This is a genomic window from Pseudomonas putida (genome assembly GCF_050990305.1).
GTDB classification, from domain to species: domain Bacteria; phylum Pseudomonadota; class Gammaproteobacteria; order Pseudomonadales; family Pseudomonadaceae; genus Aquipseudomonas; species Aquipseudomonas putida_AH.
In genome coordinates, this window is record NZ_CP158817.1 from 6,174,770 (window position 1) to 6,190,252 (window position 15,483).

Genomic DNA, 15,483 nt, shown 5'->3' on the forward strand with positions numbered 1-15,483 from the left:
GGCCAGAGCTCTATTCGGCATCTTCTATGGCCACCATTACCGTTCGCACACTGACCGACAGAAACCCTTTGGAAGATGAGCATAGACGGCTATAATCGCCCCCGTTTCAAAACGGTAACCTGCACTTGCTACCGTTTTCCCGCCACCTGTCCGAGGGGCGCTGCAGCAGGCTAGACCTGTCAGGCTCGGATGGGGCGTTGCCAGGCCTTGAACGGCCCGACACTAAACGCACAACGGCGCCCATTCGCATACTTTACGAATGGAGGCTCTTCATGAGCGCTGTTATCACGCCTGCAGATTTTAACGATTACAAAGTCGCCGACATGTCCCTGGCTGCCTGGGGCCGTCGCGAAACCATCATCGCCGAATCCGAAATGCCGGCCCTGATGGGTCTGCGCCGCAAGTACTCCGAAGAGCAACCGCTCAAGGGCGCGAAGATCCTCGGCTGCATCCACATGACCATTCAGACTGCCGTGCTGATCGAAACCCTGGTTGCCCTGGGTGCCGAAGTGCGCTGGTCGTCCTGCAACATTTTCTCGACTCAGGACCAGGCTGCCGCTTCCATCGCTGCTGCCGGTATCCCGGTTTTCGCCTGGAAAGGTGAAACCGAGCAAGAGTACGAGTGGTGCCTGGAGCAAACCATCCTGAAAGATGGCGCGCCTTGGGATGCCAACATGATCCTCGACGACGGCGGCGACCTGACCGAGCTGCTGCACAAGAAGTACCCACAGGTACTGGATCGCGTACACGGCGTGACCGAAGAAACCACCACCGGCGTTCACCGCCTGCTGGACATGCTGGCCAAGGGCGAACTGAAGATCCCGGCCATCAACGTCAACGACTCGGTAACCAAGAGCAAGAACGACAACAAGTACGGCTGCCGTCACAGCCTGAACGATGCGATCAAGCGCGGTACCGACCACCTGCTGTCCGGCAAACAAGCGCTGGTTATCGGTTACGGTGATGTGGGCAAGGGCTCGGCTCAGTCCCTGCGTCAGGAAGGCATGATCGTCAAGGTCTCCGAAGTCGACCCGATCTGCGCCATGCAAGCCTGCATGGATGGCTTCGAACTGGTTTCGCCATTCATCGACGGGATCAACGACGGCACCGAAGCCAGCATCGACAAGGCGCTGCTGGGCAAGATCGACCTGATCGTGACCACCACCGGTAACGTCAATGTTTGCGACGCGAACATGCTCAAGGCCCTGAAGAAGCGCGCTGTTGTCTGCAACATCGGCCACTTCGATAACGAAATCGACACCGCTTTCATGCGCAAGAACTGGGCATGGGAAGAAGTGAAGCCGCAGGTTCACAAGATCCACCGTACCGGTGCTGGCAGCTTCGACCCACAGAACGACGACTACCTGATCCTGCTGGCCGAAGGCCGTCTGGTTAACCTGGGCAACGCCACTGGCCACCCAAGCCGCATCATGGACGGTTCGTTCGCCAACCAGGTACTGGCGCAGATCTTCCTGTTCGGCCAGAAGTACGCCGACCTGTCGCCAGCCCAGAAAGCCGAGCGCCTGACCGTTGAAGTACTGCCGAAGAAGCTCGACGAAGAAGTGGCCCTGGAAATGGTCCGCGGTTTCGGCGGCGTTGTGACAAAACTGACCAAGACCCAGGCCGACTACATCGGCGTGACCGTCGAAGGTCCGTTCAAGCCGCACGCTTACCGCTACTGATTCGCTCACAGGCGATACTGGGGTTATGCAACTCCGTGTCGCCTGTATCGCCAGCAAGTCGGCTCCTACAACGGATCGGTCGTGCGCGATTGCGTGTACGACACCTCCCTGTAGGAGCCGGCTTGCTGGCGATTGCGAACAAACCGGCCCCACAGGCTTACGCGTTTCCAAGGATATGACCATGTCCCAAGATCGTCGCTACAGCTTCGAGTTCTTCCCTACGAAGACCGACGCTGGGCATGAAAAGCTGATCGCCACTGCTCGTCAGTTGGCTACGTACAATCCAGATTTCTTCTCCTGCACCTACGGCGCTGGCGGTTCGACCCGTGATCGCACCCTCAACACCGTGTTGCAACTCGAAAGCGAAGTCAAAATCCCTGCCGCACCGCATCTGTCTTGCGTGGGCGACAGCAAGGACGACTTGCGCGGCCTGCTGAGCCAGTACAAGGCCGCCGGCATCAACCGTATCGTTGCTCTGCGCGGTGACCTGCCATCGGGCATGGGCATGGCCAGCGGCGAAATGCGCCACGCCAATGATCTGGTTGAATTCATTCGTGAAGAGACCGGCAATCATTTCCACATCGAAGTCGCCGCTTACCCGGAAATGCACCCGCAAGCGCGCAATTTCGAAGACGATATCGCCAATTTCGTGCGCAAGGCCAACGCCGGTGCCGACAGTGCGATCACCCAGTACTTCTTCAACGCCGACAGCTACTTCTACTTTGTCGAGCGTGTACGAGCACTGGGCGTGAACATCCCGATCGTGCCAGGCATCATGCCGATCACCAACTACAGCAAACTGGCTCGCTTCTCCGATGCCTGCGGTGCGGAAATCCCGCGCTGGATCCGCAAGCAACTGGAAGCGTACGGCGACGACACCCAAAGCATTCAGCGCTTTGGCGAGCAAGTCATCACCGAGATGTGCGAACGCCTGCTGCAGGGCGGCGCACCAGGGCTGCACTTCTACACACTCAATCAGGCTGAAGCGAGCCTGGCGGTGTGGAACAACCTGAAGTTGCCGCGCTAGTCATTGTTACAAGCAAGATCAAAAGATCGCAGCCTTCGGCAGCTCCTACATTGGAATGTGTAACTTCTGTAGGAGCTGCCGTAGGCTGCGATCTTTTTGCTTTCAACGCACTATTAATGTGCAGCAATCCACGGAGTTAGAGCATCTGCAGCCAGTTTCTGGCTCTTTCCCGTTTCTCGTCGTAATCTCAAGCCCATGCCTTTGATCACACAGTTAATCGCCGTGTTTGTCTTCACTTGCCTGAGCTTTGCAGCTCGAGGCGAGAAGTTGCGCATTGTCACGGAACCCTGGGCGCCTTACGTCTACGAAGAGAACGGTAAATCCCTTGGGTTGGACTACGAAACCACGGCGATTGTCTTCAAACGCCTGGGCATCGAGGTGGAGTGGCAGTTCCTGCCATGGAAACGTTGCCTGTCGATGCTCGAAACGGGTCAGGCCGATGGCGCGCTGGACATTTTCCACAGCGATGAGCGCGATGCGACCCTGCTCTACCCCAGCGAACCGCTGTCTGAAGTCCAGTTCGTGATGTTCTACGCCAACGAGCGGCCGCACCCCTTTCGTAGCCTCGACGAATTGCGCGGCCTCACCATAGGCACCTCACCGGGTTATCTGTACAGCCCGGATTTCAGGGAGTCGGCACTGTTCACCCGTGAGCCGGCACCCAGTCATGAAGCCAACTTCGGCAAACTGGTGCGTGGACGAATCGACCTGCTGATTACCGACCGCCGGGTGGGCCAGCATTTGCTCGACGAGCTGAACATCCGCGACAAAATTACCGAAAACCCAACCGTTATCAGCCAGCAGAGCCAGTTTCTTGCGGTACGCCGCAATGCCGGCATGGACTTGCTGGTGCAGCGCTTCGGTGCCGAACTCAAACGTTTCAAGCGCGAACCGGCCTACGCGGAGCTGAGCGCCCGTTACGGCGCCGCCCCGACAAACTCAACGAATGCCACGAGTGTCTCCATCAGCCATACAAAAACCGTTGAGCAGCAGGAAAGCGGCGCACAGTGATTGCTCTGTTATACTCCGGCCTTCCCGCCAGGCTCACGCCCGGACGCTCGGAATCGTTCTAGGCATCTCGACCCCGCTACAGCGCAGCTTTTCAGCCCGCGCGAGCGCTCCAGACGAGCTTTCGAAACCCAGCAGGACCGGACGGGATAGCGTCCTCTTAAACGCCATTCGCGCCAGGCAAGACTCCCATTGGGCCAAGCCCTAACTAAAACAGGATTACTCATGTCCTTTGCTTCCCTCGGTCTCTCCGAGGCTTTGGTCCGCGCCATTGAAGATGCGGGCTATACCGAGCCTACTCCGGTGCAACAGCGGGCCATTCCCGCCGTGTTGCAAGGTCGCGACCTGATGGTCGCGGCACAGACAGGTACTGGTAAAACCGGCGGTTTCGCCCTTCCAATCCTGGAGCGGTTGTTCCCCAACGGTCACCCGGACAAATCCCAGCGTCACGGCCCGCGCCAGCCGCGCGTTCTGGTCCTGACCCCCACTCGCGAACTCGCCGCGCAAGTGCACGAGAGCTTCAAGGTCTATGCCCGTGACCTGAAATTCGTCAGCGCCTGCATCTTCGGCGGCGTGGGCATGAATCCTCAGGTTCAGGCCATGTCCCGTGGTGTAGACGTGCTGGTGGCCTGCCCTGGCCGCTTGCTCGACCTCGCCGGACAAGGCAGCGTCGACCTGTCCCACGTGGAAATCCTCGTGCTGGACGAAGCCGACCGCATGCTCGACATGGGCTTCGTCCATGACGTGAAGAAAGTCCTGGCCCGTCTGCCGGCCAAACGGCAGAACCTGCTGTTCTCGGCCACGTTCTCCAAGGACATCACCGACCTCGCCGGCAAGCTGCTGCACAACCCGGAACGAATCGAAGTCACGCCGCCGAACACCACGGTCGAGCGTATCGAACAGCGTGTGTTCCGCCTGCCTGCCAGCCACAAGCGTGCGCTGTTGGCGCACCTGATCACCGCAGGCGCCTGGGAACAGGTGCTGGTGTTCACCCGCACCAAGCACGGCGCCAATCGCCTGGCCGAGTACCTGGACAAGCATGGCCTGAGCGCTGTTGCGATCCACGGCAACAAGAGCCAGAACGCCCGCACCAAAGCCCTGGCCGACTTCAAGGCCGGTACCGTGCGCATCCTGGTTGCCACCGATATTGCCGCGCGCGGCCTGGACATCGACCAGTTGCCTCATGTGGTCAACTTCGAACTGCCGAACGTTGACGAAGACTACGTGCACCGTATCGGTCGTACCGGCCGTGCCGGTCGCTCGGGCGAGGCGATCTCGCTGGTGGCCCCGGACGAAGAAAAACTGCTGAAAAGCATCGAACGCATGACCAAGCAGAAGATCGCCGATGGCGACCTGATGGGCTTCGATGCCAGCGCCGTGGAAGCTGAAAAACCGGAAGCCCGCGAACGTCCGGACATGCGCAACCCGCGCAATGCCCGTGGCCCGCGCGGCGACGGCCCGAACGGTGGTGGCGGCGGTCGTAAAGACAAGGGCAAGGACAAGGGCAAGGAAAAACCTGGCTCTGGCGAGAAAACCGAGCGCGGTGAGCGCCCTGCCCGTCAGCAAAAACCTCGTGAAGGCAGCCGTGAACAACGCCCAAGCCAGCCGCCACGCGCCGCAGCTGATCGTGCTCCAGACGAGTTCCTGGACGACGATATCGATAACTTCGGTAACCGCGTCGACTACGTGCCCAAGCAAGCCCCGGCTCCAGGCCGTGGCCGCCGTCCAGGTGCACCTGCCCAGGGCGCAGGCTCGGGCGCGCCACGGGGTGGCAAACCACAGGGTCGCCAGAACGGCCCGCGTAACAGCGATGGCGCCAGCACCGGTACACCACCGGGCAAACGCAGTGGTCCACGCAACGGTGCCCCGCGTGACGGCCAGGCCCGCCGCGAAGATTCGCGCAATCGCCGCCCGGCCCGTGACGACCAGTCCCGTGCCGAACCGGCCGTACAGAACCCACGCAGCGGGCCGAAGATCATGCACAAGGAGTCGAAAGCGGATCGCTTCCCGACACCTGAGCAATTGGATCAACTGCCTAGCCGCCCACGGGGCGAAAAACCAGCGTTGCTGACCCGCAATCGCTGATTTGTCGCAGTAATAAAAAATGCCCCGGCTCGAAAGACCCGGGGCATTTTTATGCCTCACCTTTGACCTGTAGGAGCAAGGCTTGCCCGCGATGGCGTCTTCAGGGGCACAATAGAAACCGAGGTGTACCCATCGCGAGCAAGCTTTGCTCCTACAGGGTGATGTGTATGCCAATAAAAAACGCCCGCGCTCGTAAGAGCAGCGGGCGTTTTTTGTCAGGCGCGAATGTTATTTCGCTTTGACACCTTCAAACGAGACGTACATTTCAACTGCATCGGACGATGGGCCCAGGTCCTTCTGCTTGCCGAAGTCGGAACGCTTCAGGTCAAAGGTACCTTCGAAACCGGCGCGGTAGCCGCCCCATGGATCCTTGCCTTCACCCAGGAAAGTGGCCTTGACCACGATTGGCTTGGTCACGCCCAGGATGGTCAGGTCACCGGCCACGTCGGCGGTGTCTTTGCCTGCCGCGTTTTTACCGGTTGGCTTGACGCTGGTGGACACGAACGTCGCTTTGGTGCCGTTCAGGAAGTCTTTGCTGGAAATGTGCTTGTCACGTTCGGCGTTGTTGGTGAACACGCTGGCGGTGTTCACATTGAACTCGATCTTGCTGGCTTCAGGCTTGGCAGCGTCAAAGCTGAACTTGCCGTCGATGTCCTTGAACGTACCGGTGATGTAGCTGTAGCCCAGGTGGCTGATCTTGAAATCAACGAAGGCGTGCTGGCCTTCCTTGTCGACCACGTAATCAGCGGCCATTACGTTACCGGCGGACAACAGCGCGGAACCGATTGCCAGAGCGGCCAGAGTCTTTTTCAACATGCTTTGTTTTCCTTTGGAGTCGAGGTTGAACTTCAGGCTTTGCGACCCAGCATTCGCTTGAGGGTCACATCACGATCGATAAAGTGGTGCTTCAATGCTGCCAACGCATGGAGGACGGAAAAAATGACCACCACCCATGCCAGCCAGAGATGAATCACGCCAGCGGTATCTGCCTGGTCCGGTAGTCCGGACACCAGCGCAGGCACTTCAAACAGTCCAAACACCGGAATCCCGACACCTTCTGCGGTGGAAATCAGGTAACCGGCAATCATCACAGCGAACAGACTGAGATACAGGAAGCCATGGCCAAACTTGGCGCCCAGGCGCGTCATGCGGCTATAGCTGGACAAGGTCGGTGGCGGTGGGCTGATAAAACGCCACAACACCCGCAGCACCATCACACCCAGCAACACCAGGCCAATGCTCTTGTGCAGATCGGGTGCCTCTTTGCGCCAGGTGCTGTAGTAGTCGAGACCGACCATCCACAACCCCAACGCGAACAGACCGAACACCGCCAGTGCCACACCCCAGTGCATGACCATGCTGACCAAACCATAGCGGGAAGTAGAGTTACGTAGCTGCATTGCCCAAATCCTGTGAGAACTGCGAACCAAGACTAAAGAGTTATCTATCGAATTAAAGCGGAAAATTTTGCTTTGAAATATCGAGAAATACGATAAACAGTCTGAAATGAGCGTGTTAAGGCGAGATTAAAAGACCAAAGACGTCTAAAAATGTAGCCCAACCCAAGAACACCTCCACCCCAAAATTTATTCGAGCCTGGGCGATGGTTTTTCTTCAAGACGCAAAAACGCGACCTTTGAGGCGCTTTTTTTGTGCCTGGGCGTTGGTGATGCTCTCTCCCCTGACAGGCTCCACCTTCACCGATCCAGGGCTCTGAGTAGCTGCGGCGTCCTTTTCTGCCTGACGTCGATTTGAGATGAACACTATTAAGCTGAGCAATAAAAATATATCGTCATTTAAAAATTAAACTTTGATTACATGAGTATTCATCAGCTCATCAATCAAGGTGAAAACATGGCTATTACATCCACCCCTTTTCAAACAAACGGCTCATCCGTGCTGCCTCCCAACCAAAGAATGTCGGCAGAACAGTATCTAATGTCACAGAACGGGCGATTTCGATTGATATTGCAAGCCGATGGAAACTTGGTCATCACGGACAATGGTGCTATCGCCTGGGTTGCAGACGGCAATCAACCTTATAGTAGAACTTTGCATCCGAAAAAAATGCGTGAACCTCTGATGTTTGTTATCAGCAATAGTGGCTTTCTTTATGATCCATCCAGAAGGAGAACGTGGATTGCTGAAAGCACTCATAGCACTGATAAATCACTCTGGTACAACGCTTGTATGGTTATTCAGGATGACGGGAATCTGGTCATTTACGATCAGCGCACGGGAAATCCATGCTGGGCTCGTTTTGGATTTGTTCCAGGTCGTTCCCCCAAGCAAAGGCGTTTTTTTGAAATCCAAGGCATACCGTTCTTTAATTTTGAGTGGTAATTAGCCAATCGAGCTTAAACCCCAGATTACAATCAACCATTAATAAACCATAACAACTAATTGACTGAACACTCTGGTTTATAAGGATCCATTCTGCATTTGTGCGCTAGCTCAGCATCTCGCTTAGGAAGCATGTTCAACTTAAGAGGATCCCTACAATCACCGATTACACAACCAGAAAGTGAAACAAAAATCAAAAACATCAAAAGCAACTTCATATGTTTCTCCAATTTTTTGAAGAACATATACTTCTGACTCCGTTCTATCGATCATCTCAATCTGACAATTTTGTGAGAAATGTCTCGTATTTCGTGGAAGCCTGTAGGACTTGAAACCATGACTGCTTTTGCAGAGATGAGCACAGGCAACCGAATAAAAAAACGCGGCCCTAGGGCCGCGCTTTCTTTTACACCTGGACGTTACTGAGCCTTGGTCTCAGTAGTCGCTGCCGGTTTGGCCGCTGGCTTCTTCGCCGGTTCGGCTTTTTTCACCGGGGCCTTGGCAGGGGCTTTTTTGGCCTCGGTCTTGGTGGCCGGTTTTGCAGCCGCTTTGGCCGGTGCCTTTTTCGCAGGCTCAGCCTTCGCTGGGGTAGCAGGCTTCGGTGCTTCTACCGCAGCAGGTGCTGCTGCCGGCGCAGGAGCCGGGGCAGGCGCTGGAGCAACCGGTTCTGGCGCCTTCACCGGCTCTGGCTTCTTCTCGTCATCCGAGCCGCCAAACAGGTTGGTGAAGAAGTTGCCCTTCTTCGCCGCCACCGCACCGGCTGCCGCTGCGGCAGCCACTGGCGCGGCCTTCGCCGGTTCAAACGATTTGCCGGCTGCCAGGTCTTCAACCTGACCGGCCGCACGCTGACCCGTACGCAATGCGCCTTCCAGGGTGCCCGGGTACAAGGTGTCAGTGTGTTCGCCGGCAAAGGCTACACGCTGAACCGGACGCTCCCACAGGCGCCAGTATTTGCTGATCTGGCCGGGACCGAAGGCCAGGTAAGCACCGCCCATCGAAGGGTCGGTGCTGTAGCGACGGATTTCATAACCGGTGAACGAGCCGCGTGCCTCTGGATAAAACGCGTGCAGACGGATCAGTACCTGGTCGGCCATCTGCTTGTCGCCGAAGGCCTGCATCACCCGGGCGTTGTCGCCGGACAGGTTGATCACCACATTGGCACCGCCCTTCAGGGCTGGCTCGACCCACAACATGCCCAGGCCGGTGTTGCTGTAGATTTCACCGGACATCCGAGCCTTGGGCTCCCATACCGGCGTCTTGAACTTCAGCATGATCTGGTCGCGCCAACCGTAGTTGGTGCCTTTGATCGCAGCCTGGTGCTGGGCGTCCAGCGCCGGGGTCATCTGGATTTTGTTCAGGGCACGCAGCGGTACGGCCAGTACCACATAGTCAGCCTTGTAATCGGTGCTGCCAGCCTTGACCGTGACGCCGTCCTTGTCCTGAATGACGGACGAGACCGGGGAACTGGTCTTGATGGTTTTCAGCTGTTTGACGAAGGCCTGAGCCAGCACCGGGCTGCCACCGACCAGACGCGAAGCGCGCAGATCACGGTCGGAGACGCCACGGTAAACGCGATTTTGCTGAGCGAAGTACAGCAGCGACAGGCGCGAAGGCTCGTCATAACGGGTACGAATCTGCTGGTTCACCAATTGACGGGCCGTGGCCGGCAGGTTCAGGCGGTCAAGCCAGTTGGACACGTTGATCTGGTCCAGCGAGTACAGCGTATTGTTGGCAGCCGGGTTCTGCGGGTCTTCGATCGAACGCGCCAGATCGTCCAGGGTCTTTTCGTAGCGCTTGAGCGCTTCGGCAGTCGCCGGGTCCTTGGTCGCCAGGTCGGCAGCGCTGTAATACACGCCGTCGATCAGATAACCGGGGGTCCGTACAAACTCAGGGGCTGGCGTAGTGCTCAGCTTGAAGGTCGATACATACTTGTTCAGGACCGGTTGGGCCTTGTCGTTGCCGATCCACTCGCTGGTGGCCATGCCGGAACGACCGCCCAGGGTCGGCTTGGCTTCCAGCAGCGTGACCTGCCAGCCCTTGTTTTGCAGCTCATAAGCAGCCGTGAGGCCCGAGACCCCACCACCGACCACGATCGCGGTTTTATCCTTGGCCAGCGCAGACACGCTGAAAAGCCCCAACATCACCAGCGCACAGGCGCGCAGCCATCCGACAGACATTCAGCGAACTCCGGAAATACACGAAAAAATAGCGGTTTGGCGAGCCAGGCGGCTCAAGAACCGCGAAGGATACGTCAGCCTTAAGACGCCCGCCAGCAGCGTCTATCGCCCCATTCAAAGTAGCTCAATCGACACAATGGGTTGTCCCAATGCGACGCATTGCATAGGCTTGCGCGATTGTATGTCCGCGCATGTCACGGACCGCCTCGAGGAGAGTGGAAATGGGCCTGAATAAACAGTGGATGGAACGCGATCTCGCGGTGTTGTGGCATCCCTGCACCCAGATGAAAGATCACGAGCAACTGCCGCTGATCCCGATCAAGCGCGGTGAAGGCGTCTGGCTGGAAGACTTCGAAGGCAAGCGCTACCTCGACGCGGTCAGTTCCTGGTGGGTCAACGTGTTCGGCCACGCCAATCCGCGGATTAACCAGCGCATCAAGGATCAGGTCGATCAACTGGAGCACGTGATCCTCGCCGGTTTCAGCCATCAACCGGTGATCGAACTGTCCGAGCGCCTGGTCAAGATGACGCCCGAGGGCCTGACCCGGTGTTTCTACGCCGATAACGGCTCGTCCTGCATCGAAGTCGCGCTGAAAATGAGCTTTCACTATTGGCTCAACCGCGGCCAGCCGAACAAGAAGCGCTTCGTCACCCTGACCAACAGCTATCACGGCGAAACCATGGCGGCGATGTCGGTGGGCGATGTGCCGCTGTTCACCGAGACCTATAAAGCCTTGCTGATGGACACCCTCAAGGTGCCGAGCCCGGATTGCTACCTGCGCCCCGAGGGCATGAGCTGGGAAGAACACTCGCGCAACATGTTCGCGGCGATGGAACAGACCCTGGCCGAACACCACGACACGGTCGCGGCGGTGATCGTCGAGCCACTGATCCAGGGCGCCGGCGGCATGCGCATGTACCACCCGGTGTACCTCAAGCTGCTGCGCGAGGCCTGCGACCGCTATGGCGTGCACCTGATCCACGACGAAATCGCCGTCGGTTTCGGCCGTACCGGGACGATGTTCGCCTGCGAACAGGCCGGCATCCGTCCGGACTTCCTCTGCCTATCCAAGGCCCTGACCGGCGGCTACCTGCCGCTGGCGGCGTGCATGACCACCGACGAGGTCTACAGCGCCTTCTACGACGACTACCCGACCCTGCGCGCCTTCCTGCACTCCCACAGCTACACCGGCAATCCGCTGGCGTGCGCGGCGGCATTGGCGACGCTGGACATCTTTGAAGAAGACAACGTCATCGAGAACAACAAGGCCCTGGCTGCACGCATGGCCTCCTCCACCGCGCACTTGGCCGACCATTCGAACGTTTCCGAAATTCGCCAGACCGGCATGGTGCTGGCGATCGAGATGGTCAAGGACAAGGCCACCAAGGAAGCGTACCCATGGCAGGAGCGCCGTGGTTTGAAAGTGTTCCAGCACGCGCTGGAACGCGGCGCCTTGCTCAGACCGCTGGGTAGCGTGGTTTACTTCCTGCCGCCGTACGTGATCACCCCGGAGCAGATCGACTTCCTGGCCGAAGTGGCCAGTGAGGGCATCGACATTGCCACTCGGGACAGCATCAGCGTGGCGGTGCCGAAAGACTTTCACCCAGGTTTCCGTGATCCGGGCTAACGGTCACTGCCCCCCTGTGGCGAGGGGATTTATCCCCGCTGGACTGCGCAGCAGTCCCCTTCCTTTTTGTGAAAGGCAGGGCCGCTACGCGACCCAACGGGGATAAATCCCCTCGCCACAAAAGCAACTCCGATCGAATTCAGTAGAGACCCAACATGAGACTGTCCCGCTTCTTCATCGACGCCCCCTTGAGCACCGGCGAGCACGAATTGCCCGAAGCCCAGGCCCATTACATCGGTCGCGTGCTGCGCATGGCCGAGGGCGATGCGTTGCAGCTGTTTGACGGCTCCGGCCATGAGTTTCGCGGCACGCTGGTGGAAGTTGGCAAAAAGCGCGTGGTGGTAGAGATCAACGAGCAGTTCGCCGGCCAAGTGGAATCACCACTGCACATTCACCTCGGCCAGGGCCTGTCCCGTGGCGAGCGCATGGACTGGGCGATTCAGAAAGCCACCGAACTGGGTGTCACCGAAATCACCCCGATTTTCAGCGAACGTTGCGAAGTCCGGCTCAAAGACGAACGCGCCGACAAACGCCTGCTGCACTGGCGCCAGGTGGCGATCAGCGCCTGCGAACAATGCGGTCGCTCACGGGTGCCGGTGATTCATCCGCCGGTGCTGTTGGCCGATTGGCTGAAACACACCCAGGCCGAATTGAAACTGGTGCTGCACCCGGTGGCCGAGCCGCTGGTCAGTCATGCCAAGCCTACGACCCTGGCGTTCCTGATCGGCCCGGAGGGTGGTTTGTCGGATGCGGAGGTCGATCAGGCCAAGGCTGGCGGTTTTCATGCCGCACGCCTTGGGCCGCGGGTGCTGCGCACCGAGACGGCGCCGGTTGTGGCACTGGCGGTGGCCCAGCAGCTTTGGGGTGATTTCTAGACCTTAAAAGATCGCAGCCTTCGGCAGCTCCTACATAGGAATGGCATACACCTCGTAGGAGCTGCCGCAGGCTGCGATCTTTTGATCTTGACCTTACTGCACGGGATCACTCACTGGCTTGGCAATGATCGCCTTCAGCTCACTGGTCATCGGGAACTCAAGGTTCAAGCCTTTCGGCGGGATTGGTTGTTCGAACCAGCGCTGGTAAATACCGTTGATTTCCCCTGAGCTGTACAGATCGCCCAAGGTGCTGTTGACCAGTGCCAGGAACTGCGGATCATCCTTGCGCACCATGCAGCTGTAGATTTCCCGCGACTGCTCCTGCCCGACCACTACCCACTTGTGCGGGTCATGGGCCTTGGCCCGCTCGCCGTAGAGCAACGCGTCGTCCATGTAAAACGCAGCAGCCCGACCCGATTGCAGCATCTGGAAGGCTTCGCCGTGGTCCTTGGCGCTGATCACGAACATGTCGATCTTGTTATCGACGTTATAGCTTTTGAGGAAGCGCTCATTGGTGGTGCCCGCGGTGGTCACTACGTTCTTGCCGCGCAGGTCGGCGAAACTATTGATACCGCTGTCCTTGGCGGTCAGCAGCTGGCCTTTGACGTATATGAAGCCGTAGGAGAACGCCACTTGCTTCTGGCGCTCGGCGGTCACGCCCGTGGAGCCGCACTCCAGATCCACAGTGCCGTTCTGTACCAGCGGAATGCGGGTTTGCGACGTTACCAGGTTGTACTTCACCTTGAGATCCGGCAGCGCCAGTTGCTGCTGGATGCGCTCGACAATCTTGCCCGCCAGATCCACCGAGTACCCCATCGGTTTGCCGCTGTGATCGCCCACGTAAGAGAACGGTACCGACGCATCGCGATAACCCAGCGTGATGCTCTTGGTATTGGCGATCTTGCCCAAGGTGCCGGTCAAGGGTGCTTCGCTGGCCTGGACCTGACTGCCGAGCAACAGCCCCAGGGTGCAGCCGAGCAACGTGATTTTTTGCATTGTTATTCTCCGTTGTGGGTGTTGGGTTGTTTCAGATACGTGCAGCGATGACGGTGATTTCCACGAGCACCTGAGGACGGGCCAGTTCGGCCTGTACTGTCGTGCGGCTTGGCGCCTGCCCCGGCGATAGCCAGGCCGACCAGACCTCGTTCATCGCGGCAAAATCCTCGGTGATGTTCTTCAGGTAAATGGTTGCGCTGAGCAGGTGATCCTTGTCGCTGCCGGCCTCGGCCAGCAACGCATCGATCTTCGCCAGCACTTCGCGGGTCTGGCCGCTGGCATCCGGGGCATCGCCGGGCACCTGGCCGGAGAGAAACACCAGGTCGCCAAAGGTCACGGCGCCAGACAGGCGCGGGTTGTTGTGCAGTCGGGTAATGGTCATTGCAATGTCCTCTTCAAAATGGATTCAAGCGGCCCGGTGGTTGAACCCGTGCAAGTCAATGGAAGGTTGGCGCTGGCCGATCAACTCGCTGAGCAAGCGGCCACTGCCGCAAGCCAAGGTAAATCCGAGCGCACCATGTCCGAGGTTAAGCCACAGGTTGCGATAAGCCGTGGCACCCAATAACGGCACGCCGCTGGGTGTCGCGGGACGCATACCGGCCCACTCCACCGCCGCCTCGTAGTCGCCGGCATCGGGGAAGGTGTCGCGGGCCTGGCGCTTGATCAGGGCCAGGCGCTGGGGATCGATAGCCGGGTCGAAACCGACAATGTCGACCATCGCCGCCACTCGCAGCTGTTCGCCGATGCGGGCGTAAACGATCTTGCGGTCATAATCGGTGATGCTCACATCCGGCGCCCGGTGTTCGCTCCCGATGGGTACGGTCAGGCTGTAACCCTTCAGCGGGTACAGCGGCAGATGCAGGCCAGGCAACGCCAACAGCGGGCTGCGGTGGCCGGCGGCGATGACCAATTGATCGACCGCCAGCACTTCCCCGCCCAGTTCGACAGCGTTGACGCTGCCATTGGCGTGGCGAATCCCGGTCACCGCTTGTCCCAGACGGAACTCGCAACGACCGGATGCCTTGAGCCGCGTGGCCAGGCGCTGACAGAAGCCATGGCAATCGCCGACTTCTTCGTCGGGGGTATAGATCGCACCGACAAAGGGGGCATCGGCCAATGCCGGTTCCAGGTCCGCACACTCGGCAGCCGACAGCACCTGCTGCTGTGGATCGGCGAGTTTTTTACGCGCATGCGCAAAGCTTGCAGGGTTGCGGAACGTCACCAGCTTGCCGTTACGTCGCCACTGGAATCCGGCCAACCCATCATCCTCGCGCCAGCTCTTGAGCGTGCTTTGGCTGAACAGCGCAAGACGCAGCAGATGCGCCGCGTTTTCACGGTTGACCGAGCTTCGACACGCGGCCAGGAATGACGCCATCCAGCGCCACTGCACCGGGTCCAGACGCGGACGCAGCTTCAAGGGCGAATCGCCGCGCAGCATCCAGCCAATGGCTTGCAGCGGCACACCCGCGTCGGCCAGCGGCGCGACGTAGCGATAGGACAACTGGCCACCATTGGCGAAACTGGTTTCGCTGCCCAGCGAATCCCGGGCTTCGATCACCGTCACCTCGAAACCGTCGCGCACCAGCGCATAGGCCGTTGCCAGGCCAATCACGCCGCCGCCGATGATGCACACACGCTGAGCCATGTCCGTCCTTAAAGCCG

General features: G+C 58.8%; 13 protein-coding genes and 1 riboswitch. Of the genes, 7 read left to right on the plus strand and 6 right to left on the minus strand.

Annotation, left to right across the window (positions count from 1 at the left end; all coding sequences use genetic code 11):
* Positions 1-146: 146 nt before the first annotated feature.
* Positions 147-249: riboswitch (S-adenosyl-L-homocysteine riboswitch) on the plus strand.
* A gap of 23 nt (positions 250-272) precedes the next feature.
* The 4 genes from ahcY (at position 273) to ABTV22_RS28095 (ending at position 5,802) form a co-directional block, all read left to right on the plus strand.
* The gene (gene ahcY / locus ABTV22_RS28080; RefSeq protein ID WP_433737586.1) at positions 273-1,682 is read left to right on the plus strand and encodes an adenosylhomocysteinase; all 1,410 of its coding nucleotides are present in this window, start codon (positions 273-275) and stop codon (positions 1,680-1,682) included.
* A gap of 181 nt (positions 1,683-1,863) precedes the next feature.
* The gene (gene metF / locus ABTV22_RS28085; RefSeq protein WP_433737587.1) at positions 1,864-2,709 is read left to right on the plus strand and encodes a methylenetetrahydrofolate reductase [NAD(P)H]; all 846 of its coding nucleotides are present in this window, start codon (positions 1,864-1,866) and stop codon (positions 2,707-2,709) included.
* A 195-nt stretch (positions 2,710-2,904) separates the two neighbouring features.
* The gene (locus tag ABTV22_RS28090) at positions 2,905-3,720 is read left to right on the plus strand and encodes a substrate-binding periplasmic protein (protein WP_433737588.1); all 816 of its coding nucleotides are present in this window, start codon (positions 2,905-2,907) and stop codon (positions 3,718-3,720) included.
* Positions 3,721-3,942: 222 nt separating this feature from the next.
* Entirely contained in the window at positions 3,943-5,802 is a 1,860-nt protein-coding gene (locus ABTV22_RS28095) for a DEAD/DEAH box helicase (RefSeq protein ID WP_433737589.1), read from the plus strand.
* A 228-nt stretch (positions 5,803-6,030) separates the two neighbouring features.
* Here ABTV22_RS28095 and ABTV22_RS28100 read toward each other — a convergent pair whose 3' ends face one another.
* Complete coding sequence (locus ABTV22_RS28100) at positions 6,031-6,618, minus strand: YceI family protein (protein ID WP_433737590.1); 588 nt, start codon at positions 6,616-6,618, stop codon at positions 6,031-6,033.
* A gap of 32 nt (positions 6,619-6,650) precedes the next feature.
* The gene (locus ABTV22_RS28105; protein ID WP_433737591.1) at positions 6,651-7,202 is read right to left on the minus strand and encodes a cytochrome b; all 552 of its coding nucleotides are present in this window, start codon (positions 7,200-7,202) and stop codon (positions 6,651-6,653) included.
* Between the two features lie 454 nt (positions 7,203-7,656).
* Between ABTV22_RS28105 and ABTV22_RS28110 the strand changes: the two genes are divergently transcribed.
* The gene (locus tag ABTV22_RS28110; RefSeq protein WP_433737593.1) at positions 7,657-8,145 is read left to right on the plus strand and encodes a hypothetical protein; all 489 of its coding nucleotides are present in this window, start codon (positions 7,657-7,659) and stop codon (positions 8,143-8,145) included.
* 419 nt (positions 8,146-8,564) lie between these two features.
* On the opposite strand, the gene ABTV22_RS28115 is transcribed toward ABTV22_RS28110, so the two are convergent.
* Positions 8,565-10,322, minus strand: a complete 1,758-nt coding sequence (locus ABTV22_RS28115) for a flavin monoamine oxidase family protein (RefSeq protein WP_433737594.1) — start codon at positions 10,320-10,322, stop codon at positions 8,565-8,567.
* 221 nt (positions 10,323-10,543) lie between these two features.
* Here ABTV22_RS28115 and ABTV22_RS28120 point away from each other — a divergent pair, with 221 nt between their 5' ends.
* Positions 10,544-11,950 carry an adenosylmethionine--8-amino-7-oxononanoate transaminase gene (locus tag ABTV22_RS28120; RefSeq protein ID WP_433737595.1) on the plus strand — a complete coding sequence of 469 codons (1,407 nt, stop codon included), beginning with the start codon at positions 10,544-10,546 and terminating at the stop codon, positions 11,948-11,950.
* A gap of 155 nt (positions 11,951-12,105) precedes the next feature.
* Positions 12,106-12,825: a 16S rRNA (uracil(1498)-N(3))-methyltransferase gene (locus ABTV22_RS28125; protein WP_433737596.1), complete on the plus strand. Its 720-nt coding sequence runs from the start codon at positions 12,106-12,108 to the stop codon at positions 12,823-12,825.
* Positions 12,826-12,918: 93 nt separating this feature from the next.
* Here the strand turns inward: ABTV22_RS28125 and ABTV22_RS28130 are convergent, their stop codons facing one another.
* From ABTV22_RS28130 to ABTV22_RS28140, 3 genes are read right to left on the minus strand one after another with little or no spacing between them, the layout of a single operon-like run.
* Positions 12,919-13,821 carry a transporter substrate-binding domain-containing protein gene (locus ABTV22_RS28130; RefSeq protein WP_433737597.1) on the minus strand — a complete coding sequence of 301 codons (903 nt, stop codon included), beginning with the start codon at positions 13,819-13,821 and terminating at the stop codon, positions 12,919-12,921.
* A 31-nt stretch (positions 13,822-13,852) separates the two neighbouring features.
* Positions 13,853-14,203: a RidA family protein gene (locus ABTV22_RS28135; protein WP_433737599.1), complete on the minus strand. Its 351-nt coding sequence runs from the start codon at positions 14,201-14,203 to the stop codon at positions 13,853-13,855.
* A gap of 24 nt (positions 14,204-14,227) precedes the next feature.
* Positions 14,228-15,466 (minus strand): D-amino acid dehydrogenase, encoded by a 1,239-nt coding sequence (locus tag ABTV22_RS28140; protein ID WP_433737600.1) that lies wholly within the window; start codon positions 15,464-15,466, stop codon positions 14,228-14,230.
* Positions 15,467-15,483: the final 17 nt, after the last annotated feature.

Bases quoted from the DNA above. Each gene is read 5' to 3' on its own strand.
- ahcY (WP_433737586.1), top strand. From the start codon at position 273: ATGAGCGCTGTTATCACGCCTGCAGATTTTAACGATTACAAAGTCGCC.
- metF (WP_433737587.1), top strand. From the start codon at position 1,864: ATGTCCCAAGATCGTCGCTACAGCTTCGAGTTCTTCCCTACGAAGACC.
- ABTV22_RS28090 (WP_433737588.1), top strand. From the start codon at position 2,905: ATGCCTTTGATCACACAGTTAATCGCCGTGTTTGTCTTCACTTGCCTG.
- ABTV22_RS28095 (WP_433737589.1), top strand. From the start codon at position 3,943: ATGTCCTTTGCTTCCCTCGGTCTCTCCGAGGCTTTGGTCCGCGCCATT.
- ABTV22_RS28100 (WP_433737590.1), bottom strand. From the start codon at position 6,618: ATGTTGAAAAAGACTCTGGCCGCTCTGGCAATCGGTTCCGCGCTGTTG.
- ABTV22_RS28105 (WP_433737591.1), bottom strand. From the start codon at position 7,202: ATGCAGCTACGTAACTCTACTTCCCGCTATGGTTTGGTCAGCATGGTC.
- ABTV22_RS28110 (WP_433737593.1), top strand. From the start codon at position 7,657: ATGGCTATTACATCCACCCCTTTTCAAACAAACGGCTCATCCGTGCTG.
- ABTV22_RS28115 (WP_433737594.1), bottom strand. From the start codon at position 10,322: ATGTCTGTCGGATGGCTGCGCGCCTGTGCGCTGGTGATGTTGGGGCTT.
- ABTV22_RS28120 (WP_433737595.1), top strand. From the start codon at position 10,544: ATGGGCCTGAATAAACAGTGGATGGAACGCGATCTCGCGGTGTTGTGG.
- ABTV22_RS28125 (WP_433737596.1), top strand. From the start codon at position 12,106: ATGAGACTGTCCCGCTTCTTCATCGACGCCCCCTTGAGCACCGGCGAG.
- ABTV22_RS28130 (WP_433737597.1), bottom strand. From the start codon at position 13,821: ATGCAAAAAATCACGTTGCTCGGCTGCACCCTGGGGCTGTTGCTCGGC.
- ABTV22_RS28135 (WP_433737599.1), bottom strand. From the start codon at position 14,203: ATGACCATTACCCGACTGCACAACAACCCGCGCCTGTCTGGCGCCGTG.
- ABTV22_RS28140 (WP_433737600.1), bottom strand. From the start codon at position 15,466: ATGGCTCAGCGTGTGTGCATCATCGGCGGCGGCGTGATTGGCCTGGCA.